The organism is Rhizobium sp. BK049, assembly GCF_014193135.1.
GTDB lineage: Bacteria > Pseudomonadota > Alphaproteobacteria > Rhizobiales > Rhizobiaceae > Rhizobium.
Genome location: NZ_JACHYV010000004.1, coordinates 110,468 through 133,026 on the forward strand (window position 1 = coordinate 110,468; position 22,559 = coordinate 133,026).

19 protein-coding genes and 2 pseudogenes are annotated in these 22,559 nt (G+C 61.6%); 6 read left to right on the forward strand and 15 right to left on the reverse strand.

The annotated features are described in order from the left end of the window. Window positions 1–13: 13 nt before the first annotated feature. The 5 genes and pseudogenes from FHT70_RS05760 to bcsN form a co-directional block, all read right to left on the reverse strand. Complete coding sequence (locus tag FHT70_RS05760) at window positions 14–2,374, reverse strand: cellulose synthase (protein ID WP_183699497.1); 2,361 nt, start codon at window positions 2,372–2,374, stop codon at window positions 14–16. Continuing rightward, window positions 2,371–3,417, reverse strand: coding sequence for a glycosyl hydrolase family 8 (locus FHT70_RS05765; RefSeq protein ID WP_183699499.1), 1,047 nt, complete (start codon window positions 3,415–3,417; stop codon window positions 2,371–2,373). Before FHT70_RS05765 ends, FHT70_RS05760 begins: the two co-directional genes overlap by 4 nt. After that, a pseudogene (locus FHT70_RS05770) lies at window positions 3,414–5,842 on the reverse strand (cellulose biosynthesis cyclic di-GMP-binding regulatory protein BcsB). Before FHT70_RS05770 ends, FHT70_RS05765 begins: the two are co-directional and overlap by 4 nt. Continuing rightward, a pseudogene (gene bcsA, locus FHT70_RS05775) lies at window positions 5,839–8,032 on the reverse strand (UDP-forming cellulose synthase catalytic subunit). The pseudogenes FHT70_RS05770 and bcsA overlap by 4 nt, the downstream one beginning before the upstream one ends. A gap of 53 nt (window positions 8,033–8,085) precedes the next feature. Then, on the reverse strand, window positions 8,086–9,066 hold the full coding sequence (bcsN, locus tag FHT70_RS05780) for a cellulose biosynthesis protein BcsN (RefSeq protein ID WP_183699501.1): 981 nt from the start codon (window positions 9,064–9,066) through the stop codon (window positions 8,086–8,088). A 315-nt stretch (window positions 9,067–9,381) separates the two neighbouring features. Here bcsN and FHT70_RS05785 point away from each other — a divergent pair, with 315 nt between their 5' ends. Continuing rightward, a complete protein-coding gene (locus FHT70_RS05785; protein ID WP_097598418.1) occupies window positions 9,382–9,696 on the forward strand; it encodes a DUF1236 domain-containing protein in 315 nt (104 codons plus the stop codon). A gap of 35 nt (window positions 9,697–9,731) precedes the next feature. On the opposite strand, the gene FHT70_RS05790 is transcribed toward FHT70_RS05785, so the two are convergent. Next, window positions 9,732–11,378: an ATP-binding protein gene (locus tag FHT70_RS05790; RefSeq protein ID WP_183699503.1), complete on the reverse strand. Its 1,647-nt coding sequence runs from the start codon at window positions 11,376–11,378 to the stop codon at window positions 9,732–9,734. Between the two features lie 271 nt (window positions 11,379–11,649). Between FHT70_RS05790 and FHT70_RS05795 the strand changes: the two genes are divergently transcribed. Beyond that, window positions 11,650–11,997: a response regulator gene (locus FHT70_RS05795; RefSeq protein WP_097598419.1), complete on the forward strand. Its 348-nt coding sequence runs from the start codon at window positions 11,650–11,652 to the stop codon at window positions 11,995–11,997. Here FHT70_RS05795 and FHT70_RS05800 read toward each other — a convergent pair whose 3' ends face one another. The 6 genes from FHT70_RS05800 to FHT70_RS05825 all read right to left on the reverse strand — a co-directional run bounded on the left by FHT70_RS05800 (window position 11,998) and on the right by FHT70_RS05825 (window position 16,427). Continuing rightward, window positions 11,998–12,540 carry a MerR family transcriptional regulator gene (locus FHT70_RS05800; protein ID WP_011424865.1) on the reverse strand — a complete coding sequence of 181 codons (543 nt, stop codon included), beginning with the start codon at window positions 12,538–12,540 and terminating at the stop codon, window positions 11,998–12,000. 147 nt (window positions 12,541–12,687) lie between these two features. Next, window positions 12,688–13,026 (reverse strand): integration host factor subunit alpha, encoded by a 339-nt coding sequence (locus tag FHT70_RS05805; protein WP_009987526.1) that lies wholly within the window; start codon window positions 13,024–13,026, stop codon window positions 12,688–12,690. A 106-nt stretch (window positions 13,027–13,132) separates the two neighbouring features. Beyond that, window positions 13,133–14,104, reverse strand: coding sequence for a beta-ketoacyl-ACP synthase III (locus tag FHT70_RS05810; RefSeq protein WP_183699708.1), 972 nt, complete (start codon window positions 14,102–14,104; stop codon window positions 13,133–13,135). Between the two features lie 20 nt (window positions 14,105–14,124). Continuing rightward, window positions 14,125–15,171 (reverse strand): phosphate acyltransferase PlsX, encoded by a 1,047-nt coding sequence (plsX, locus tag FHT70_RS05815; RefSeq protein ID WP_097598536.1) that lies wholly within the window; start codon window positions 15,169–15,171, stop codon window positions 14,125–14,127. Between the two features lie 99 nt (window positions 15,172–15,270). Beyond that, window positions 15,271–15,825: a DUF177 domain-containing protein gene (locus FHT70_RS05820; RefSeq protein WP_085777721.1), complete on the reverse strand. Its 555-nt coding sequence runs from the start codon at window positions 15,823–15,825 to the stop codon at window positions 15,271–15,273. Window positions 15,826–15,836: 11 nt separating this feature from the next. Next, entirely contained in the window at window positions 15,837–16,427 is a 591-nt protein-coding gene (locus FHT70_RS05825) for a ubiquinol-cytochrome C chaperone family protein (protein WP_183699505.1), read from the reverse strand. Window positions 16,428–16,614: 187 nt separating this feature from the next. Between FHT70_RS05825 and FHT70_RS05830 the strand changes: the two genes are divergently transcribed. Continuing rightward, a complete protein-coding gene (locus FHT70_RS05830) occupies window positions 16,615–17,148 on the forward strand; it encodes an outer membrane protein assembly factor BamE (protein ID WP_085777720.1) in 534 nt (177 codons plus the stop codon). A 102-nt stretch (window positions 17,149–17,250) separates the two neighbouring features. Here the strand turns inward: FHT70_RS05830 and FHT70_RS05835 are convergent, their stop codons facing one another. The 3 genes from FHT70_RS05835 to FHT70_RS05845 all read right to left on the reverse strand — a co-directional run bounded on the left by FHT70_RS05835 (window position 17,251) and on the right by FHT70_RS05845 (window position 20,527). Then, window positions 17,251–19,389 carry a sodium-translocating pyrophosphatase gene (locus FHT70_RS05835; RefSeq protein ID WP_085777719.1) on the reverse strand — a complete coding sequence of 713 codons (2,139 nt, stop codon included), beginning with the start codon at window positions 19,387–19,389 and terminating at the stop codon, window positions 17,251–17,253. A 196-nt stretch (window positions 19,390–19,585) separates the two neighbouring features. Continuing rightward, window positions 19,586–20,068 (reverse strand): transcription antitermination factor NusB, encoded by a 483-nt coding sequence (nusB, locus tag FHT70_RS05840; RefSeq protein ID WP_064706868.1) that lies wholly within the window; start codon window positions 20,066–20,068, stop codon window positions 19,586–19,588. 3 nt (window positions 20,069–20,071) lie between these two features. Further along, window positions 20,072–20,527 (reverse strand): 6,7-dimethyl-8-ribityllumazine synthase, encoded by a 456-nt coding sequence (locus tag FHT70_RS05845; RefSeq protein WP_011424856.1) that lies wholly within the window; start codon window positions 20,525–20,527, stop codon window positions 20,072–20,074. A 345-nt stretch (window positions 20,528–20,872) separates the two neighbouring features. Here FHT70_RS05845 and FHT70_RS05850 point away from each other — a divergent pair, with 345 nt between their 5' ends. The 3 genes from FHT70_RS05850 (at window position 20,873) to FHT70_RS05860 (ending at window position 22,445) form a co-directional block, all read left to right on the forward strand. Beyond that, the gene (locus FHT70_RS05850) at window positions 20,873–21,232 is read left to right on the forward strand and encodes a hypothetical protein (protein WP_183699507.1); all 360 of its coding nucleotides are present in this window, start codon (window positions 20,873–20,875) and stop codon (window positions 21,230–21,232) included. A gap of 169 nt (window positions 21,233–21,401) precedes the next feature. Then, window positions 21,402–21,905: a cupin domain-containing protein gene (locus tag FHT70_RS05855; protein ID WP_183699509.1), complete on the forward strand. Its 504-nt coding sequence runs from the start codon at window positions 21,402–21,404 to the stop codon at window positions 21,903–21,905. A gap of 24 nt (window positions 21,906–21,929) precedes the next feature. After that, window positions 21,930–22,445 (forward strand): GNAT family N-acetyltransferase, encoded by a 516-nt coding sequence (locus FHT70_RS05860; RefSeq protein WP_183699511.1) that lies wholly within the window; start codon window positions 21,930–21,932, stop codon window positions 22,443–22,445. Window positions 22,446–22,559 lie beyond the last annotated feature (114 nt).

Genomic DNA, 22,559 nt, shown 5'->3' on the forward strand with positions numbered 1-22,559 from the left:
GACGGCGTCAACGTCAGTCGTTGACATCGGGATGCGTGACGTTGCGAACATCGGCCAGACCACGTGCGGCGTCGCGATTGCCGGTTGCGGCGGCGGCTTCGAAGATCCGCATCGCGTCATCATACATTTTCAGATTGAGATAGCAGTAACCGCGCAGAACCATCAGATCGATGCGCTCCTGCTGCAACTGGGCGCGCTGATCGAGATAGATGAGGGTTTCACGGTAACGTCCCGCGTCGAAGGCCGACAAGGCGCGATCGGCGAGGATCGCCACCTGCAGTTCGGTAGCGCGCTGGCGGCTCTGCGGCGCCCTGGTTGCCGCGACGGCGGCATTGCTGGAAAGACCGGCGCGCAGATAGGCGAGACTCTGACCATAGGCTGCGTCTTCGCGGATCTTGCGGACCGGGCTCTGCAACGCCGTCTCGAAGGCCGAGACCGCCTCCATCGGCCGGTTGATATCCATCAGGCACCAGCCGCGCGACAGCGCCTCGCCCGGCCCCAATCGCCCGGCGTCGATGGTCGTCGAACAGTCCCGCGCCTGGCGCGGACCGCGCTCGACAGTCACCGTCTGCATCGCCGGCCTTGCGGCGCGGATGGCGACCTCCGGTTCCGGCTGCCGCACAGTCGGCGGCTCAGTCGGAACCGGCGCCGTGGAAGCTGCCGGACGCTGCGGCTCTGCCGGCTGGCCCGGCTGCTGCGCCGCGAGCGGCGCTTTTGCGGGCTGCGTATCGGCGCTCGACGCCGGCAAGGAAGTGTCCTGAAGATTGGCGATTCGCGCCGACCGGCCGGCCCAGCCGCGCTGGAGGTCGAGGACACCCTTGCGGTCGTTCAGCTGCTCACGCGTGACGGCAAGGCCATAGGCGGACGGTTCGTCGTCAGGTTTCCAGGCCAGCGCGGTCTCGAACCAGCGCGCGGCGGTCTGGAACTGGTTGAGAGAACGGGCATACCAGCCGAACTGCTGCGCCGTCGGCACATATTTCCGGGCGATGACTTCGGCTGCGATCCGATGAAGCACTTCCTCGGTCAGATCGGCCGGCGGTTGCAGCGCCATCAGGTTGGCGGTGGCGGCAAGATAGGTCGCGGTCGCATCATCGGAATCGGCGCGCCAGCGGAACATCACGTCCTCGGCTTCCCGCGGCGCCTTGCGGGCGATCAGCGCCAGCGCCAACCCCTGCGAGGCGGCCGCCGTATCCTCCCTGTCGCGGGCGGCACGAAACCACTTTTCGGCATCGGCAGGGTTGTTGCGGCGAAGCTGGTGCCAGCCGAGCAGCAGCGCATCGGAGGCCAGTCCCTGGCTTTCGGCAAGCTTTTCGAGGTGAGCGATATAGTTCGGCGCAATGGCGAGCTTCGGATCGTCGTTACTTTCAGCGACGAAACGTCGGGCAAGGTTGTCGCGGATTGCATCGAATTCCCTGCTGCCGTCGACAGCTGGTTTTTCCAGCGCCAGCAGCGCCTGCATCGGCTGGTAGTCGAGCAGGGTCGAGGCTTTTTCGACCGTCGCCTGCCGTTCGGCAGCGTCGGTGCAGTTCTTCAGGATATAGGCATAAGCATCCTGCCCGCGCTGCGCCCTCTCCGTCCGGATGAAGGCTTCGGCGACACGCCAGAGCACGTCGACCTCGCTGCAGGTGAGCAGGCTCGGCGTCGCCGCGGCGATATCGACCACGGTCGCATATTGCCTGAGATCCGAAGCGTTGATGAGGCGGGAGCGGGCCTCGGCGACACCAAGCCGCTCGAGCAGATCGGCCGGCGGCTGCCATCCGGCGTCGGCGGCCTGACGGTCGGCGAGCGCTTTGCGCAACTCGGCATAGCGGCCATCGGAATAAAGCTTCCACATGGCCTCGAGCTGCTTGTCGCCGTTTTGCGGCACGGCGAGCGGATCGGCCGGCGGAACCCAGTTGGGATAAAGCGCCTGAAGCCGAGAGATTTCGGCCTGCAGGCGCACTTTGTCGCCCCGGCTGGCAAAATAGCGAAGCGCGCTTTCATCGACGGCAGGCGGCGCGGACGCCGCAGCCTTTTGAGGCGCCGGCGGCTCGGAAACGATCGGCGGCGCGACCGGGGCCGGCTCCGCAGCTGTCTGAGGCGCATCGGGTTGCGGTGCTGCCGGCTGCTCTGCAGCGACATTCGACTCACCGCTGCCCGGTGCCGGTGACGAAGTGATCGCTTCGATCCTGTCGGCGACGGTTTCGGCATTGAATTCGGAATTGCCCGCGGGAGCGTCGTCCGGCTTGATGCGGCCCATCATCAACAGCTCCGGCCCCGGCCTGTCTGCGGAGCCAAGGCCGAGCTTTTGCTGCAGGGCGCCACGATCCTTCAGTCCGGTGACGAGGGTCGCCACCACGACTGCCGCTGACATCGCCACGAGAGAAGCTTTCACAGACACTCCGGATGCTTCTCCCCGATAAAGGCCAGCCCCAGCAATTGAAGCGTGGCCGGATAATAGAGCGTGGGTGCGAATTGCAGAGCCGAGACCGGCAGCCTGGTCCCGTCGACTACACAGGCCACAACATCGTTAACAATTCTATAACCCGGATCCAGCAACACGGTCTTCGGCCGGCCTGTGGTCAGATCGATCGTGGCCGGAATGCCATTCTGCGACATCCCCATTCGCAGGCGGTTCAACAGCGCCTTGTCTGTGATGCCGCCGCGCGCGAGATAGAGCGGGATGCGAAGGGCATTATAGGCAAATTCGGCGTCGAAACCCTCTGCCGGTCGCGGTGGGCCACTGAGGCTGACCCATTCGGCAGGAAGCTTGCGCGGACCGAATTGCATCGTCTTCAACAGCGCCACGCCATCGTCCGACAGCTCTTTCCAGGCATCGGAGGGAGCAAGCGCTGCCATGACAGGCATTGCCTCGTAAATCCAGTAGGAAGGATTGACGACGGGGCCGTCGTCACGATCGGCGGCGCCAAAACCTTCGCTGCCCGGCATCAGCAGCGTCCGGCCCGCCGAGTGGACGACGGCCTTCGCAAGCAACGCCTGCGCCATGCGGGAGGCGGCGAGGATATAGTCGTTGCGCTTCCATGCGGTGCCGGCAAGCGCCAGGGCATAGGCGATCAGCATGTCGCCATCCGTGGCATTATTGGTGTCGGTCACGTGCGGCTTGACGTTGGGATCCCATTTCCAGACGGCCAAGCCATCGTCGCGCAACAGCAGCTCGGTACGGGTAAAATACCAGATCTGCTCGAAATCCGCGGGGCTCGCCGAGAGATAAGCGAGCAGCATGCCATAGCCCTGTCCTTCGCTATGGCTGATATTGCCATTGCCGTTATCGATGATCCGGCCACTCGCATCGAGAAATTTCGCCTTATAGGCAGACCACGCATCGGCATTGATCATCGCCTGCTGTGCAGCGGCGGACGGGCTTACGGAGGCGAATGTAACCGTCGCCGCAAGCAGAAGCACGCGCCACCACCTCATTTGGACCGGCCCAGCGTTTTGAGCATGCGCGAGGTAGCGACGCCGATCAGCAGCACGAAGACGACGAGCAGCGAAGCATAGGAGAGGATATTCGTCGACAACCAATTGGCGGCGATCAAGCGGTAATTGGCGATCGACCAAGGCGTGGACGGGACGAAATCGAAGCGGGTGACGGGCACCGTATCGATCTTGCCCGTCTTGCTCGAATAGGTGGTGATATGGCCTGATATCTGCGGCCAGTTCAGCTGACCGGTCAGCACCTCGAACCCTTCGCGCAGATCCTTCGCCGAGGGTGCCGCCACCACGGTCCACGTACCCTCTCCCAAAGGGCTGGAGCCCTGCGCAATCACGAGCGTGTCGGCGTTGGAGGGGGTGAAGACCTTCTCGGCGCCGGGGATAAACTGCAGCGAACTGCGGGTGATATCGAAATTGCGCCCCAGCCATTCACGGAAGGCAGTGATGCGGCTGCGCAAGATACCGCCGCTCACCTTGGAATTCCACTCCTCGAAGGCCGTGCCGGTATCGACGACGCCTGGCTGCGTGTCGGCCACCGGACGCCACGAGGCTTGGCTCGCCGTCGAGATGTTGGCCTGCGTCAACGCGGTTGCCGGCATCTGCGAAATCGAGCCGATGAAGATGGCGTCCCGATCGCCGATGGTATTCGGCGAGGCCACGGTTTCGAGGGCGATCGGATGACCGGCCATCACCGCCATCTGACCGAGCAGCGTAGCGGCGGCCGAAAGCGTATCGGCATCGACGCGATCGATGAAGAGCGGCGTCGGTTCCGTCGCCCGGCCATAGGGATAAGCTGTGCCGGACATTGCGGCCAGATTCGGACGCTGCCCGACGCGGGCAAAATCCGGAATGTGCACTTCGGAGGTATCGAACAGGGCAAAACGGGGATTGGCACCGGCGGTAGCACCCGGAGCACAAGCGGCATCGTCCTTCGTCATCAGGATCGTCTCGATCGCAATCGTATTGAGGCCGGGTTTGAAGTGGCGCATCGTCACGCGGATCGGCAGATGACGGAGAATGCCGCCGGTGGTCGAAGTAAGCGGCACGGTGGAGGCGATGTTGTCGTTGACGTAGATATCGATATGGCTGCCGGGAAGCACATTGTCAGTATAGGCGGCGTCGAGCAGCACCTTGGCCTCGCCATAGGCATTGGCATAGAAGTCGGCCGGCACGGCGACATTGAAGCTGGTGCGGAACCGCCGGCCGGAAAATTCCGTGGTCTTCACGCCGAGTTGCGAGAGGGCGATGCTGGTGTCGGAAAAGACCAGCGGCGCATTCGGCGCGCTCCAGCGCTCGGTGGTCAGTGCATCGCGGCGGACGTCCGCGGACCTGTCAGTCGGCGAAACGATGGTATCGATCGCGGAGGAGACTGCTTGCCATGAGGGGCCGCTGATCAGAAGCACCGGCGAGCCGCTGCGCGGATCGGTCACGAAAGCGGCGAGCGGCGCGCTTTCGGCCCGGGGGGCAGACCGAGAAACAACGGCCGCAGTTCCGCGGCGGTCCCGACGAGCACACCGAGCTTGCCAGGACCGGCGGCCGGAAGGGAGGCGGTGCTGAAGGCAAATATCTGGTTCGGCATGCTGCTCAGCACCGACAGGCCCTGTGCCAGCCGCAACAACGGCTTGATCGTCCCCGGCTGCTCCAGCGCCGGGATGACGATATCGAACTCCGTCCTGCCCGCGCCATCGATGCCGATGGCGCGGATCGCGTCGGCGCTCGAAAGCTCCGCGGCATTCCCGCCGGCAAAGCTCAGATAGGTTCCGGCCGGATCGATATTCGACCATAATTCATAGGTGGACTGGATGCTGCAGTCGGTGCGGTGGCGCTGCTCTGCCTGGAAGGTCACGAGATTGGCGCCCGGCTGCAACAGGCCGGGGGGAACTTCGAAAGTGACGGCGGAAGAGCCGTCCGCCGAGCTGACCCGCTGCTGACCGATCGGACGATTGTTGAGATAGACGGTCAGCGCGGATGCTTCCGGCGCGACGACGATCGAATTCTGATAGGCGAAGGTGAAACTTGCCTTGGCGGCCGCCTGCTCGGGCGTCAGATAGACAGACCATGACCGGCGGTCATATTCGCCATTGAGGCTGAATTTCGAAAAGGGCACTAAGTAACGCCTGATATCGCGGTGGCGCGGCTGCGAAGCGGCATTCGCCGCGCCGGGCTGAAGCGCCGGCGCTGCCGGCTGCGGCACGACAGTGATCGGCGCAGGAGCGGGTGCGGGCGCAACGGAAATGGGTGGCGTGACAGGTACCGGCGCCGTCGCTGCGGGCGGAGCAGGCGGCGTCAATCTCGGGGCAGTAGACGCGCCGGGCGGACGCTCGCCGGACATGTCGAAGGGCGCCGTCTGCGCCTGGGTGACAGCGGGGGCATGCAACAGGAGGAGCGCGGCGGCGACGATCTTTCTCATCCGGCATTGACCTTTGCCGCCCGCTGCTGCGCCTCCCGCTCCGGCCGCATGCTGCGGAAGAGGTAAACCAGGCCGCGGCTGGTCTGATAGAGGGACAGGCCGAGAAACCAGATGGTGCCGCGAATGAGACCCGGATTGCGGCGCCGAGATTCCTGGAACTGGGTCCACTGATCGGAATTGGCAAACATCAGATCGGCGATCAGGCGATGATCAAGCGCGCTTTTCGGCACGTATTGGCAGCCGACATTGCTATGATATCGCCTGATGGCTCGATGTTGCGGACGATCAGCGGCAGGGTTTCCAGATCTGCACCGCTATAGGGCCGGAAGCGCATCTCGCCGGGGGCGCCGACGAGCAGTTCATCGAGATGCTTGTTAAAGATATGCAGCCTTGCGCCATGGACGGAGACGTCCTCGATCGAGGCCGCATACCACTTGCCATTGGCATAGAACTCGCAGCGCCGGTTGACGCGGACGCGCCGGGACAACGCGCGCTCGCCACGTTCCGATACGACGCCGAGTGCGCAGCCGGCCATGATCAGATTGATCATGTTCCACCCGCCGACGACAAGTGTGACGTCGGCCTTATAGGGCTCGGCATAGATCCTGTAGAAGGTAATGACGAGCGCGATGATCTGCACCGCAAAGATCACGAAGAAGGGGCGGCTGATCTCCGACAGGCGGCTGACGGCGATCGATTCATCCTTGGCGGTAACCTTGAAGGTCGGCTTCCGCGGATTGAGCATGACCGAGACGACAGCTGGCAGCAGATGCACCGTCTGGACATATTCGTAAAGCTCGGAAATCCAGGGCCAGCGGAAGGATCCGTAGAGGTAATTCTGCATCATCAGGTTCACGAGCATATAGGCAAGCGTATAGGCAAGGAATTCGCCGCCGGAGGCCGTGAAAATTTCCAGGTCGAAGAACAGGTAGAAAAGCGGCGCAAACAGGAAGATCGTGCGCGGGAACGGGAAGAGCCAGAAAAGCGTGGATGACATGTAGCACAGGCGCTGCGGGATCGACAGGCCGCGCTTCAGAAGCGGGAAGCGGAAGCGCAGGATCTGCATCATACCCTGCGCCCAGCGGCTGCGCTGGCCGATGAAGCTCGCGAAGGTGGCCGGTTGCAGCCCGGCGATCAGCGGCTTGTCGACATAGATGCTGTTCCAGCCGCTGCCATGGAGAGCCAGCGCCGTCTCGCAATCCTCGGTAATGCTGATGCCCGAAACCCGTTCTGGGATTCGAGCGCCTTGCGGCTCAAGACTGCAGCCGAGCCGCAGAAAAAGGCGGCATTCCATTTGTCGAGGCCGCGCTGGATGATGCCGTAGAACATCTCATTCTCGCTCGGCATTTTTTCGAAAGTGCGCAGATTGCGTTCGAGCGGGTCGGGATTGATGAAGAAATGCGGAGTTTGGACGAGAAAGAGCTTCGGGTCGTCTTCGAAGTAGCCGACCGTCTCGAGCAGGAAATCGCGAGCCGGCGCGTGGTCCGCGTCGAAAACGGCGATGAGTTCCCCGGTCGAATGTTTCATGCCGTTGTTGAGATTGCCGGCCTTGGCATGCTCGTTGCGGTCGCGCGTGAGATAAGTGACGTCAAGATCCTGGCAGAGCTGCTTCAGCTCGCCATGGCGGGCCGCCGCCGCCTGGGCCTCGAGCAACTTGCCGGAATTGCGCTTCTGCATGGTGCCGCCGTCGTCGAGCAGCCAGACATGCAGCTTGTCGGCCGGATAGTCCATCGCCTTGGCGGCAGCCAGCGTGTTTCCGAGAAGGCCGGCATCCTCGTTATAAGAAGGCACGAACACATCGACATGGGGCAAGCGCCCGGGATTGGCGGCTCGCGATGGGCGCGGCGGGAGCGGTGTGGCGACGATGAAAAGGCTGAGCGCCAGCATCGCGACGCTGTACATTTCGGCAAGGTAGAGAAGCAAGCCGGGAATGAAATTCTCAGGCTGGTTCAGCGGCGGCAGGGTGTTGGCGGTGCGCCAATAGACGTAGCGCAGCACGATCGACGTTCCGAAGGCAAGCGCCACCAGGCGCCATGTCCCCTCGCCCTTCAGTATCTTAATGAGCGCCATCACCGAGACGACCGTAATGCTGGTGATGAGCTGGGTCTGCAGATTAACCGGCAGAGTGATCAGCACGATCATGCAGAGCGAAACAACGGCCCATATGAACACACTGCGGGCTTTGCGCATCGACGTTCCTTCGAAATTGCGCCGGGGCACCGTCTGTTACCCGGGGGCATACTCTATCTCCGGCAGACGGCCGTCATGCCCGCGTCGCCTATGCAATCCGGCGAGGGCACCGTGACGCCGATCGCTCTTGCCGATTGTTCCAGTGGCGCGGCGGCCGGATCCGGCGCGGCACTCGTCTGTGGCGCCTCGCTCGGCAGCGGCACGCGCGGACCGATCGGCGTCGGCAAGGGCGCGGCGTCCTGCACCGGTTGCTGGCTTGGGGCGCTACGAACCGGAGCGGTCCGCGGCAGGCGCACTACCGCAGGGGCCGACTCATAGCCGAGCGGCATCGGGCTGGCGCGATATCCGCCCTCATCGGGATAGATCGGTTCGCCGGTACGACCGAGCGCCGCGCTGGCTGGGGGCGGGTTACCGTACGGGTTCCAGGTCGGGCCATCGAAGGTGCCGGTGATGGTATAGCCGTAGACGATGCCGAGCAGTTGGCGCTCGGTTGCGCGAGCATCGCACAGGCGCAGGCGCAGCTGGATCATGCCGAAATTGCGGGCCTGGGTATTGGCGGCCGCGCTCGAGCGGATCTGCTGCCAGGCATAGATGCAGGTATCGCCGGCGCGACTGCGGCCGGAAGCATAGCCGAAGGGGCCATATGCGTTCTGCAGGAAGGTCGCCGATGTCGTCATCGGCACGCCGGGAGCCGAACGGGCCACCTCGCGAGCAATGCCGCTCTCGTTGATCATGCTGAAGCTGGCATTGCCCATCCCGGGATTGGCCCCGGAAGCGCCGAAGAACTCGGCTTTCAGAAAATTCTGCCCGGGTACGGAAGATGAGGTGAACAGCGAGACCGTCTGCTCGACACCATTGCCGCGCTTGCGCTCCACGACGCTGACAATCGACGGCCCGCCCGGCGGCGGCAGGACCAGCGCCTTTTCAGGGGCCACCGTCTCCGGTCCGGAAGGCTGTCGCACACCGCCTGTCGACGTGCAGCCGGCCATCAGACCCGCCACGGCCAACAGCGATATCGTCTTCCCCAACCGCATGTCTCGAGCCGCCGTAATCCTCTTTCCAGAAACCCATTCGCAGACCGAAACGCGCCGGATCGTCGAATCAACGGCCATCCGGCCGTTCACGTGACATAAATCGCCGACATGGTTAACGAAGGGTAAAGAGCCCGGCTGTGATGCCACCAGACGACTCGCATTGAACATGATTCGGACGGCTCAACCGTATGGTGCATAAAGGGGTTTAGCAACAAACAATCGGCGCGCTGGCCTCTGTCACGACATCAAGGCGGCGGAACTATGCCGTATGGCCGGCGTTGCGTTGATGTCTAGAATCCACAAGGAGAACACCCCATGCGCAAGATCATGCTGACTACGGCCGCGATGCTGACCATCTGCTCGGCGGCCTTCGCACAGAGTACAGTGGTTGTCACTGATCCAGCACCAACCGGCTCCGTCGTCCTGCCAGGCGAGGTGCGTACCTATGTCATGGAGCAAAACACGCCATCCGTCGTCTATGACGGCGAAATCACGGTTGGCGCGACGCTGCCGGATACGATTGAGGTCCATACCGTGCCCAATGCCGACGGCTATGCCTACACCGTGGTGAACGAGCGTCGCGTGATCGTCGAGCCGAAGACGCATCGGGTGATCCAGGTTCTCGAATAAGGAATTGGGGCTGGGGGCGCGCAGCCTGCACGCCTTCACGTTCCCTCATCTTCCGCGGTCACCGGGACGTTCAAGAGTTCGCGGATCTTATGGGCGAGTTGCTCCAGGCTGAATGGCTTGGCGAGCAGCGAAACGCCATGATCAAGCACGCCATTGTGGACGATGGCATTACGCGTGTAACCAGTGGTGTAAAGAATCCTGATTCCCGGCCATTTTACCTGAACGGCATCCGCGAGCTGACGTCCGCTCATCTGCGGCATAACGATATCGGTGAAGATCAGATCGACGTCGGGGTTCTCCTCCAAAAGGAGAAGCGCCTCCACGCCGCTTGCCGCCTGCAACACGCTGTAACCGAGTTCGTGGAGGCTTTCGGCGGTCATGGTGCGGACATGTTCATCGTCCTCCACCACCAGGATAGTATCGTTAACGCTTCCCTGAGGAATCGGCTGGGCGCCGACGGCGGCCAGGCGGGCATCCGCCTTGCCGACATGACGCGGCAGATAGATCTTTACCGTCGTTCCCCGGTCGATCTCCGAATAGATCTTGATGTGGCCGCCGCTCTGTTTGATGTAGCCGTAGACTTGGCTCAGCCCGAGACCGGTTCCCTTGCCGGGTCCTTTGGTGGTGTAGAACGGTTCGAAGGCGCGGTCGATTACATCGGCCGACATGCCGATGCCGGTGTCGGTGATACTGATCATCACATACTGGCCCGCCTCGACTTCCGAATGCATGCGCGAATATCGCTCGTCAAGTTCGGTGTTGGCGGTCTCGATCGTCAGATGACCGCCGCCGGGCATGGCGTCGCGCGCATTAACGGCAAGGTTCAGCATGGCGTTTTCAAGTTGGCTGAGATCGGCGAAAGTCGGCCAGAGGCCGCCGGCAAGCACAGTCTCGATTCGGATATGTTCGCCGAGCGTGCGCCGGAGCAACTCCGACATGCCGCCGACCAGCTTATTGACGTCGATCATCTCCGGGGCCAGTGGCTGCTGACGAGAGAAGGCCAGAAGACGTGCGGTCAATACCGCCGCTCGCTGGGCGCCGTCTCTGGCGTTCTGAAGGGAGTTCAGCAGGCGCGGATCCTCGTGTCCGGTCATCCGCCGCTGAGCGAGATCGAGATTACCGATGATGATTGCCAGCATATTGTTGAAATCATGGGCGACGCCGCCCGTGAGCTGACCGATCGTCTCCATCTTCTGCAACTGGCGCACCTGCGCCTGGGCGGCGGCATTCTCTTCCATCTCATGCCTGAGTTCGGCAGTGCGCTGCACCACCGTTTCCTCAAGGCGCGCATTGAAACTGTTGAGCTCGCTGCGGAGGCGACTCTGCCTGCCATAGGAGACAATAATCGTTTCCATCAGACCGATGATGATCACCGCATTGATGAGAAAGGTCGCAAGACCGATCCATTGGCCGGCGCTCACCGGCCAGAAGGCATCGTGCGGTTCGACGAAAAACTGCTGGACGAGGAAACCGGCGAGCATGGCCGCCACGAAGCCAGGCCCGGCGCCGCCTATGAAACTTGCGAGCAGGATCGCCGGAAGGAAGCTCAGAAAAGGAAATCCGGAGAGGTAATCACTGGCGGCAAGTCTTAGAAGAAAGGTCAGACCGACGAAGGCGACGGCCAGCGGATAGGTATAGCCCGGCCTGTGACGCAGCCAATCCGTGGCACTCAACAAATCCATTCCACACCCCTTCTCGGCCGTCGCGGAAACGGCATCCCAGCTTTTGCACATCGAATTTCGCCGGGCAATATGCTGTTCCCAAAGCGCGGCGCGATCTTTCAGATTCGCTTGCCGCACCTTGGATTTTTATGTTTACACATATCGGCGTCTCAAAACGGCTGCACTGTTTTGTGCGACAAGTTTTCCACCACTGCGCGTGGCGTCTTGACGCGCTTCGCGAGCGGTCCACATAAATCTTCGTGCCCCGGCAGGGGAATGGGGGGACGGGATCATGAAAGACATATTCATTGTCGAGGACGATGCGCTGATCGCCATGTTGCTTGAGGACATGCTGAGCGATCTCGGCTATCGGGTTCGTGCGAGCGCGCCGGATCTGGAACGGGCGCTCGCAACCGCCAGGGACGCGGAGTTCGACGCTGCAATCCTCGACGTCTCCCTCGCCGGCCGTAGCTCGCTGCCGGTCGCAAAGCTGCTCGACGAACGCGGCAAGCCCTATCTCTACGCAACGGGATATGGCAGCGCCCCGGAAGGCAGCAGCCCCAGCGCGCTCCCGGTGCTGCGAAAGCCGTTCCAGCTCAGTGAGCTCGAACAGGCGATGAAGCAGCTTTGCGGAACCTAATCAGCGCACCTGATCGAGCAGACGCTTGCATTCCAGGAGGTCGTAGAGCGCCTCTTGAAGCAGCGCCCTGTCTTCCTTGCCGACGCTCGATTTGCCGATCGACACTTCCGGCTGCTCGTCGTCGCCGGCGACGAAATTGAAGAACCGGCGGGTGATCGGCGGCTTGGCGCGGCCGACAATCTGATCCTCCTCCGCCATTCCGACACGCGGTTCCCCGGCGCCCGCCTCCTGCGCACCCGAGGCAAGCGCCTCGACACTGGCGAGATCGCCGTGGCCGACCGAGATGACGAACTTGTTGCCGTTGGTCTTCAGAAGCTTCTGCACGCCCTTGATCGTATAGCCGTGATCATAGAGCAAATGCCGGATGCCCTTGAGGAGGTCGACGTCCTCCGGCCGGTAGTAGCGACGGCCGCCGCCGCGCTTCATCGGCTTTATCTGGGGAAACCGTGTCTCCCAGAAGCGCAGCACATGCTGCGGCAGATCAAGATCGTCTGCGACTTCGCTGATGGTGCGAAAGGCATCGGGGCTCTTGTCCAACGTCATATGCTACGCAACCTCGCAGGCTCAATCCAACGGCGACTCACCATATTTCAAAGGTTTGGCGTCAACAATTCAAGTCATGTCTCGACGTTGCGCACAGGGGATCGACCAGCGTGAAAAAAACACGCACCAACAAGAGGAAGTCCGATCTCAGAGAGCCGGATTCTGCGGCTTCAGCTTGACCTTGCGGGAGACATGCGCCTTGAGGATACGTGTCTTCAGGACATTCGAAGCCTTGAAGGTCATCACCCGGCGGGGAGAGATCGGAACCTCCTCGCCGGTCTTCGGATTGCGGCCGATCCGCTCGTTCTTATCGCGAACCTGAAAGGTCGCGAAGGAGGAAAGCTTGACGGTTTCGCCACGGACAATGGCGTTGCAGATTTCGTCGATGACGGTTTCCACAAGTTCAGCGGATTCGGTCCGGGAAAGACCAACCTTGCGGAAAACGGATTCCGCCAGGTCTGCTCGCGTCACTGTTTTTCCGGTCATGGTTTCCCCGCCCATTACAAAATATTTTTTGAAAGCGAACGAAGAGTATTTGTCTTGCGCCTCACGGTCAAGCTCTTGTTCGCCGCCAGTTTTTTAGGATTCGTGCTTACCAGCGGAGCAGAACAGCGCCCCAGGTGAAGCCGCCGCCCATCGCTTCGAGCATCACGAGGTCGCCCTTTTTGATGCGGCCGTCGCCGGCAGCGGTCGCAAGCGCGAGCGGGATCGAGGCGGCTGAGGTATTGCCGTGCAGGTCGACGGTGACGACGACCTTGTCCGCATCGATGTTCAGCTTCTTCGCCGAACCGTCGATGATGCGTCGATTGGCCTGGTGCGGCACCAGCCAGTTGAGGTCTTCGGCAGTTGTCCCTGTCGAATCGAAAGCGGCCTGAATGACATCGGTGATCATGCCGACTGCATATTTGAAGACCTCGCGGCCTTCCATGCGCAGCTTGCCGACGCTGCCCGTCGTCGACGGTCCGCCATCGACATAAAGCTTGTCTTTGTGCGAACCGTCGGAGCGCAGATGCGCGGTCAGCACACCGCGATCGGCAGACGTGCCCTCGCCTTCTGCCGCCTCGAGCACGATCGCGCCGGCGCCATCGCCGAAAAGCACGCAGGTGGTGCGATCGTTCCAGTCTAGAATGCGCGAAAAAGTCTCGGCACCGATGACGAGAACGCGCTTTGCAAGGCCGCCGCGGATATAGGCGTCCGCGGTCGTGACCGCATAGACGAAGCCGGTGCAGACGGCCTGGACGTCGAAGGCAAAACCGTGGCTCATGCCGAGACGGTTCTGGATGTTGACCGAGGTTGCCGGAAAGGTGTTGTCCGGCGTCGAGGTGGCACAGATGATAAGATCGATATCGGCGGGCGTCAGGCCGCCATTGGCAAGGGCCGCACGCGCGGCGGCTTCGCCAAGCGAGGCCGTCGTCTCGTCGTCGCCGGCTACGTAACGCTGGCGGATGCCGGTGCGCTGGACGATCCATTCGTCCGACGTATCGACGATGGCCTCCATATCACGATTGGTCATCACGCGCTTCGGAAGTGCGGCTCCGAATCCGCGAACCACTGAACGGATCATATTCGATTGAACCCCATAGCTCATGCCGCTTCCGGGCCTATGGGAGGCAGCCGCTTGGCATGATATTTCTTAAGATCGTTTTCTATTTTCTGATTGAGGCCGTTCTTAGCCATGTCGTAACCGACCTCGATGGCAGCAGCGATGCCTTCGGCGTTGGCGCCGCCATGGCTCTTGATGACGATGCCGTTCAGCCCGAGAAACACTCCGCCATTGACCTTGCTCGGATCGAGCTTCTCGCGCAGCATATCGAAGGCGCTCTTGGCGAAGAGATAGCCGATACGGGCGAGCAACGTGCGGGACATGGCGGCACGCAGATATTCGGCGATCTGCTTGGCGGTGCCTTCGGCGGTCTTGAGCGCGATGTTGCCGGAGAAGCCTTCGGTGACGACAACGTCGACCGTGCCCTTTCCGAGATCGTTGCCCTCGACGAAGCCGGAATATTCGAGCGAATCGATATTCGCCTCGCGCAACAGGCGGCCGGCCTCCTTGACCTCTTCCTGGCCTTTCACCTCCTCGACACCGACGTTCAGAAGGCCGATCGTCGGGCGTTCGATCTCGAAAAGCGCGCGCGCCATGGCGCCGCCCATCAGCGCAAAATCCATCAGTTGCTGCGCATCTGCGCCGATCGTCGCACCGACATCGAGCACGATGCTCTCCCCCTTCAGCGTCGGCCAGATCGCTGCGATCGCCGGGCGCTCGATATTGGCCATCGTGCGAAGACAGAATTTCGCCATCGCCATCAGTGCGCCGGTGTTGCCGGCAGAGACAGCGACATCGGCATCGCCCGTCTTCACCGCCTCGATCGAGCGCCACATGGTCGAGATATAGCGGCCGCGGCGCAGCGCCTGGCTCGGCTTCTCTTCCATGCTGACAGCAAGCTCACAGTCGTGAAAGACCGATTTTTCCTTGAGTTTCGGGAACTTGGCGAGAAAGGGATCGCACTGTTCTTTAAGACCGTAGAAAACGAAGGAAATATCCGGATGCCGGTCCAGTGCCTTGGCGGCGCCGGGGATGACAACCTGGGGACCAAAGTCGCCACCCATGAGGTCGAGAGATATTCTGATCACGCGTCCCTGATCCTTCTTTTCGCCGAGGCGCGAAATTTGGGCCAAAATACCGGTTTTGGCGTCGCATACAACTGAATTATGTCAAATGCCAGAGGTGCTTCAGTCCTTTTTCCAGTCCTTGAGGACCGCGAAAGCGGAGGGTTTTTTGTCGTTTTCGCCGCTATCCTCGATATGGCCCTTGAACTCGACACCCTGCTTGCGGGGATAGGGATCGATCGCGAGAGCGGCGAATTCGGCAACCACCTCGCCGGCATCGATCGTGTCGCCGACAAAGGTCTCGGGCAGATCGGGACCATCGGGATCGAGCAGCATCTCGCCGGCGTCGTTACCGGGCTGGCGTGCAAGCTTGGAACCCTCAGGCACGAAAATCTGCTCGAAACTTTCGTCGATCACGGCTTCGACCGGTTCCAGCGTCACGACGCAGGACTGGACGATCTTCGCCTGGACGCGGCCCTTGATGCGGACGCCGTCGCGTTTCCAGCGGGCGATCTGCAGATCGGCGCTGAGATCGTCGACGGAGACGACGCTCCAGGCCCCGGCAAGCGCCTTCAACTCGCTGGCATCGGCCTCGATATGAACCTCGACGGGATTGGCCGAGATGTGGCCGACCTTGACGTGATAGGAGAAGGGAACATCGTCCCGATCGTTCTTCATCGTTTCCTCCTTCAGGCGACCGGCGGCAGCGTTGCCGAACCGCTGGCGATCAGCTCTTCCGGAACGGCGGACAGATGAGATTCTGCGGCGATCATCCAGCTGACCAGGCCGGACATATCGGCCGGCGTCTCGGTTTCCGGATAGATATTGCGCGTTAATGCAAGCGCCAGCGCCTCGGCATCGCCGGCATCCATCGCCTTCGAATAGGTTTCGAGCCGGCCGTAGAACATGCCGGCGAGCTTCTTCATGCGTTTCGGCACGCTGTTGTCGCCGATGCCGAGCTCGCGGATCGAATAGTCGATGTCCTGAAAGAAGGCATCGACGATCTCCTGGGCAATCTCCTGGCCGCTGACGGCAGAGGCGCGCGTGCGGCGAAAAAACAGAATCATTACGATCGACAGCATTTCGAAGCGGCCCATGACGGTATCCGGTACATTGAGCCGCTCGTAGAGATCGGGCACGCGCGCGGCTGCGGTCAGCGCTGCATATTGCCTGTCGACGATCATCTGATTGTTGTTTTTCTTGCGGAAGAGCCCGAGGATCATTGTTTTTTCCGGAAATGCCTCATTCTTCACGCCGGCTGGCGTCCGGCCTTGTTGCATGATTTCGAAAGCTGGTTTACCGAAGCAGGCGCGAATTGCAATGCCGTTCGTGGCCAGCTTCAGGACGACGCCTTCGAGGCGCCAGCGAAGCGAATTCGGGAAACTCGACCCGGAATGGCCACAATGGTTTTGCAGGAGGAAAGCGTGCAAGGCCCAAAATGGCTGCTATCGACACCCAAGGGAGTAGATGTCGTTGAAGAAACGGTATTTCAAGTCTGACATGAAACTCTTCAGCAGCGCGGCCATTGCCTTCATAATCGCCTCCACATCAGTTCTTTCAGGCTGCCAGACCGGCACAGTGCTCAACGGCGGCTATGTCGTCGATCAACAGTCGCTCAATCTCGTTCCGGAAGGTTCCAGCCGCGAACAGGTCCTGCTTTCGCTCGGCACGCCATCGACGACGGCGACCTTTGACGGTGAGGTCTTCTATTATATTTCGCAGCGGCGCACGCGCGCCGTCGCCTTCCAGAAGCTGAAGGTCGTCGACCAGACCGTTCTGGCCATTTATTTCGACAAGAACGGCGTCGTCACCCGCCGTGCCAATTACACACTGCAGGACGGCAAGGTCTTCGATACGATCTCGCGCGTCACGCCGACCGGCGGCAAGGAACTCACCTTCCTGCAGCAGATGCTCTCCGGCGGCAGCGCAGCAAGTGCTGCCCGCAGCCTGTTCGGCGGCGGCGCCGGTGGCACGCCACAAAATCCGAGCAGCCTGCGCTGATCGACACGCTTTCAATGAAAAACCCGCCGGAGCGATCCGGCGGGTTTTTCAATGGGTGTATTTTCAGCGCCACGGCGGCCTGCTGCCCTTTTGCAATCTGCATCAGCCCGCGAGAACGGCAAGCAACAGCAGCGCAACAATGTTGGTGATCTTGATCGCCGGGTTGACGGCGGGGCCGGCGGTATCCTTGTAGGGATCACCGACGGTATCGCCGGTAACGGAGGCCTTGTGCGCATCCGAGCCCTTCATGTGGCGCACGCCATCCTTGTCGACAAACCCGTCCTCGAAGCTCTTCTTGGCATTGTCCCAGGCGCCGCCGCCCGAGGTCATCGAGATGGCGACGAAGAGGCCGTTGATGATGACGCCGAGCAGCGATGCGCCGAGGGCGGCAAAGGCCGAGGCCTTGGAGCCGGAAATCAGAAGCACGCCGAAATAGACGACGACGGGAGCGAGCACCGGCAGCAGCGAAGGCACGATCATCTCGCGGATGGCGGCCTTGGTCAGCAGGTCGACGGCCTTGCCGTAATCCGGTTTTTCCGTTCCCTGCATGATACCGGGCTTCATCTTGAACTGCCGGCGAACCTCCTCGACGATCGAACCGGCGGCGCGGCCGACGGCTGTCATGGCGATGCCGCCGAACAGATAGGGAATCAAGCCGCCGAAAAGCAGGCCGGCGACGACGTAAGGGTTCGACAGTTCGAAGGAGATCGTGCCGATATTGGCGAAGTAGGGATACTGGTCGCCGTGGGCCGCAAAATACTGCAGGTCGTTGGCGTAGGCGGCAAAGAGCACCAGCGCGCCGAGACCGGCAGAACCGATCGCGTAACCCTTGGTGACCGCTTTGGTGGTGTTGCCGACGGCGTCGAGCGCGTCGGTCGACTTGCGCACTTCCGGCGGCAGATGCGACATTTCGGCGATGCCGCCGGCATTGTCGGTAACTGGGCCGAAAGCATCCAGCGCAACGATCATGCCGGCAAGGCCGAGCATGGCGGTGACGGCGATGCCGGTGCCGAAGAGGCCGCCGAGCTGGTAAGTGGCGAGAATGCCGCCGACAATGACGATCGCCGGCAGGGCGGTCGATTCTAGCGAGACCGCAAGGCCCTGGATGACGTTGGTGCCGTGACCGGTCACCGAAGACTGGGCGATCGAAACGACGGGGCGTTTGCCGGTGCCGGTATAATATTCGGTGATAACCACGATCAAGGCGGTGACGACGAGGCCGACGAGACCGCAGACAAAGAGGTTCGTACCCGTGACGTCGGCGCCGGCGACCGTGCCGAGCGAGCCCCAGCCGACGGTCAGCGAGGTGGCGGCGCCGAGACCGACAATCGACAGCAGGCCGGTGACGATGAGACCCTTGTACAGCGCGCCCATGATCGAGCCGTTCGAGCCGAGCTTGACGAAGAAGGTGCCGATGATCGAGGTGATGATGCAGGCACCGCAGATCGCCAGCGGATAGATCATCGCAGACTGGAGAATCGGCGCGCCGGCAAAGAAGATCGCTGCGAGGACCATGGTGGCGACGACGGAGACCGCATAGGTCTCGAAAAGGTCGGCGGCCATGCCGGCGCAGTCGCCGACATTGTCGCCGACGTTATCGGCGATCGTTGCCGGATTGCGCGGATCGTCTTCGGGGATACCGGCCTCCACCTTGCCGACGAGGTCGCCGCCGACATCGGCGCCCTTGGTGAAAATGCCGCCCCCGAGACGGGCGAAAATCGAGATCAGCGAGGCGCCGAAACCGAGCGCCACCAGCGCGTCGATGACTTCGCGCGAGCCGCTCTCATGTCCGAGCCCGACGGTCAATATCGTATAGTAGATGGAGACGCCGAGCAGCGCGAGGCCCGCCACCAGCATGCCAGTGATCGCGCCAGACTTGAAGGCGATGTCGAGGCCGGCGGAAAGGCTGGCGGACGCTGCCTGGGCGGTGCGCACGTTGGCGCGGACGGAGACGTGCATGCCGATGAAACCGGCAGCACCTGATAGTACGGCGCCGATCAGGAAACCGATGGCGGCGGTGGCGGAGAGAAGCAGCCAGGCTGCGATGAAAACAACGACGCCGACAAGCGCGATGGTTCTATACTGACGCGTCAGGTAGGCTTGGGCGCCCTCGCGGATGTAGCCCGCGATCTCCTGCATCCGGCTGTTGCCCTGATCGGCGGCAAGCACCGACCGGGTTGCCCAGGCGGCATAGACCACCGAGAGCAGACCGCATGCGATTACGCATAAAAGAATGGTCATTTCGCTCTTTCCTCCATAGGCCGGAACTCACTCCTTTTCCGGCAGATACGCCGCCGACTCGCCTTCCTCTCCACAGAAATGCACAGCTAAGCGGTGGGGAGATTGCGTGGTCGATTACGTGGCGTCAAGTCCGCAAAGGCCGAAAACCATTGCGGTACGAAGAAAGACGTAGGTGAGATTGTTCGGCGCTAAAGAGTTACTTCTTCGCTTCGCCGCGGACCTGCTTGGCGATGCGGTCGAGTACGGCGTTGACGAGCTTCGGCTCGTCGTCATCAAAAAAGGCTCGAGCGATCTCGACATATTCAGTGACGATGACCGCCACCGGGACGTCCTTGCGATCCAGGAGCTCGAAGACGCCGGCGCGCAGGATGGCGCGAACCGTGCTGTCGAGGCGCGACAGCGCCCAATCATCCTGCAGCGCTGCAGCAATCAGCGGATCTAGACGGACCTGATCACGCACGACGCCGGAGACGATGGAGCGGAACCAGGCGGCATCGGCCTTCAGATAGGTCGCGCCGTCGAGTTCCTGGCCGAGGCGGTGCGCCTCGTATTCAGCGACGATTTCCAGAACGCCGGTGCCACCGACATCCATCTGATAAAGCGCCTGAACGGCCGCCAGGCGGGCAGCGCCCCGCTGGTTCGCAGTCTTGACCGGCCGTTCCGTCTTGTCGTCGTTCATTCGTTATGCACCCAGTTTCTGCTTCAGCGCGATCATCGTCAGAGCCGCACGAGCGGCAAACCCGCCCTTGTCCTTGTCCGAACGGCGGGCGCGCGCCCAAGCCTGTTCGTCATTTTCCACGGTCAGAATGCCGTTGCCGATGGCAAGGGATTCACTAACCGCGAGGTCCATCAGAGCGCGCGAGGATTCGTTCGATACGATATCGAAATGGTAGGTCTCGCCGCGAATGACCATGCCGAGAGCGACATAGCCGTCATAATGCGTGCCGCCATTGTCGTCCCCATCGAGCGCCATGGCAATCGCCGCTGGAATTTCCAACGCGCCGGGAACGGTGACGACCTCATAGGTGGCGCCGGCCTGCTCGAGCGCAAAGGTCGCGCCTTCGAGCAGCGCATCGGCCATGTCGTCATAGAAGCGGGCCTCGACGATCAAAATATGGGGAGCGGTCTCTCTCGACATTGTTTACCTTCGGTTGGCGGTACTTTTTCCACTCGACAGCCCGCGGTCAAAACATGCCTTCATCGGAATGGCAAGCACTTTCGGCCGGTGCCGCAACTGCGAAAGAGGAAATATCGACAAGGGGATAGCCGCACCATCCCTGCCGAGCCGGCCAAGCCTCCGAAATCCGCTTTTCCGGAAGCGCGGAAAACGGCAATTCGAAGGCCGTTTTCATGAAGAATTTTTAATGCGTTTTCAGTGGCTTAACCTATTGAATGGCGAAAACGGCAACGCCAGCTCCTTATTGTGACGCAGACGATCCCCTGCACGACAGCCGACCGTCAAAGCAGATGAAAGGATTAAATCATGAACCGCGTTGTCACAATCACCATCGCCGCAGCCCTCTCCTCTCTCGCATTTGCCGGCGTCAGCCAAGCCGCGAGCTTCGGAATGAACTCCGCCCAAGGCATCGAGCAGACGCTCAGGACCTTCCGGGGTAATAACTTCAATGTCGAGCAGGTCCGCAACTGGCACAATCTCGACGACGAGACGACAGGTCCGCGCTCGGCCCCGGAACGCTCCGGGCAGGCCATACGCGGCATCCAGGCCTCGATCGATGCCAACAGATCGCTTGCACACCGTCTGAACAACGAGGGGGTCGATGTCCGCAACATCGTCAATGCCGAACAGGCGGCGGACGGAAGCGTGACCTTCTACGTCCGCTGAGGTCACGACAGCAACAGAGCGTCTGGCGCATCCATCCGAAGTGCGGCGCTCGAAGCATGGGCGGCGTTCTCCTCTCCGCCCATGCCGAGGATTTTCCCGGGTCAGCGCGCGATTGCCATTGAATTTTCCGGCAAGATGATAGTTTCTCATCCTGCAACAGGAGAACATCATGGCGGCGGAATCGAAAACGGTGATCAATATCGCTGATCTCAAGGTCGACCACTGGAAACAGGGCGAGCTCTACGAAGGCGCCGACGTCTCCTTCGGAGCGCTGCTCGGCCTGGCGGGCCTCGGCATCAGCTACAATGAGGTGCCATCCGGCAAATCGAGCTGCCCCTTCCACAATCACCATGTCGAAGACGAGCTGTTCTACGTGATCGCAGGCACCGGCGAATACCGTTTCGGCGACGAGCGCCATCCGATCAAGGCAGGCGACGTGCTCGGCGCACCGGCGGGCGGGCCGGAAACGGCGCATCAGCTTATCAATACCGGCACAACCACCCTCGTCTATCTCGGCATCTCGACGATGGCGAAGACCGAAATCGTCGAATATCCCGATTCCGGAAAGTTCCTTGCCAAGACCAACAGGGACGCGACAGAAACCGGGCGATTCCGCCATATCGGAAGGACCGAAGGCGACCTCGACTATTGGGACGGTGAGCCCGGCGCCTGAACGCGACTTCCACAAGGATTCCTCGTGATCGACATACCCACCTTGGAAACAGAGCGGCTGACGCTTCGCCCTCACCGCCTCGACGATTTCGAGGCGCATGCGGCGCTATGGGCGGACGAAAAGGTCGTTCGCTTCATTACCGGTGCGCCGTCGACGCGCGAGCAGAGCTGGAGCCGCATGCTGCGCATCGCCGGCATGTGGCACCATATGGGTTTCGGCTTTCTGGCGATCGTGGAAAGGGAAAGCGGTAGGTTCATCGGCGAAGCTGGTTTCCTCGAAGCCCGGCGCGATATGGAACCGTCGATCGAGGGAACGATGGAGATCGGCTGGGCGCTGATGCCCGCGGCTCACGGCCACGGTTATGCCACAGAGGCGCTGACGGCTCTGATCGGCTGGGCGGAGGCGCATTTTCCGGGAAAGCCGATGAGCTGCATCATCAGTCCCGAGAACCACGCCTCGCTGCGGGTCGCAGCCAAACTCGGTTTCCGCGAGACCATCCGCAAGCAATACAAAGGCGAGATCATTCAGTTTTCGCGTTAGGGAATTCCGCCAAGCGGGTGACGCAGCGCAGAGCGTCCACCACACAGGCCGATGCTCGTGGAACGCAGAATTGCGAATGCCCGAGAGCGTGCCACCTTCTCCCAGCAATCATTC

Excerpts from the sequence above, each read along its gene's own strand:
- nusB (WP_064706868.1), bottom strand. The coding sequence starts at position 20,068 with ATGAACGACGACAAGACGGAACGGCCGGTCAAGACTGCGAACCAGCGG.
- FHT70_RS05800 (WP_011424865.1), bottom strand. The coding sequence starts at position 12,540 with ATGACGTTGGACAAGAGCCCCGATGCCTTTCGCACCATCAGCGAAGTC.
- FHT70_RS05765 (WP_183699499.1), bottom strand. The coding sequence starts at position 3,417 with ATGAGGTGGTGGCGCGTGCTTCTGCTTGCGGCGACGGTTACATTCGCC.
- FHT70_RS05825 (WP_183699505.1), bottom strand. The coding sequence starts at position 16,427 with ATGCAACAAGGCCGGACGCCAGCCGGCGTGAAGAATGAGGCATTTCCG.
- FHT70_RS05795 (WP_097598419.1), top strand. The coding sequence starts at position 11,650 with ATGAAAGACATATTCATTGTCGAGGACGATGCGCTGATCGCCATGTTG.
- FHT70_RS05810 (WP_183699708.1), bottom strand. The coding sequence starts at position 14,104 with ATGATCCGTTCAGTGGTTCGCGGATTCGGAGCCGCACTTCCGAAGCGC.
- FHT70_RS05820 (WP_085777721.1), bottom strand. The coding sequence starts at position 15,825 with ATGAAGAACGATCGGGACGATGTTCCCTTCTCCTATCACGTCAAGGTC.
- bcsN (WP_183699501.1), bottom strand. The coding sequence starts at position 9,066 with ATGCGGTTGGGGAAGACGATATCGCTGTTGGCCGTGGCGGGTCTGATG.
- FHT70_RS05845 (WP_011424856.1), bottom strand. The coding sequence starts at position 20,527 with ATGTCGAGAGAGACCGCTCCCCATATTTTGATCGTCGAGGCCCGCTTC.
- FHT70_RS05830 (WP_085777720.1), top strand. The coding sequence starts at position 16,615 with ATGTCGTTGAAGAAACGGTATTTCAAGTCTGACATGAAACTCTTCAGC.
- FHT70_RS05790 (WP_183699503.1), bottom strand. The coding sequence starts at position 11,378 with ATGGATTTGTTGAGTGCCACGGATTGGCTGCGTCACAGGCCGGGCTAT.
- FHT70_RS05835 (WP_085777719.1), bottom strand. The coding sequence starts at position 19,389 with ATGACCATTCTTTTATGCGTAATCGCATGCGGTCTGCTCTCGGTGGTC.
- FHT70_RS05850 (WP_183699507.1), top strand. The coding sequence starts at position 20,873 with ATGAACCGCGTTGTCACAATCACCATCGCCGCAGCCCTCTCCTCTCTC.
- FHT70_RS05785 (WP_097598418.1), top strand. The coding sequence starts at position 9,382 with ATGCGCAAGATCATGCTGACTACGGCCGCGATGCTGACCATCTGCTCG.
- FHT70_RS05805 (WP_009987526.1), bottom strand. The coding sequence starts at position 13,026 with ATGACCGGAAAAACAGTGACGCGAGCAGACCTGGCGGAATCCGTTTTC.
- FHT70_RS05855 (WP_183699509.1), top strand. The coding sequence starts at position 21,402 with ATGGCGGCGGAATCGAAAACGGTGATCAATATCGCTGATCTCAAGGTC.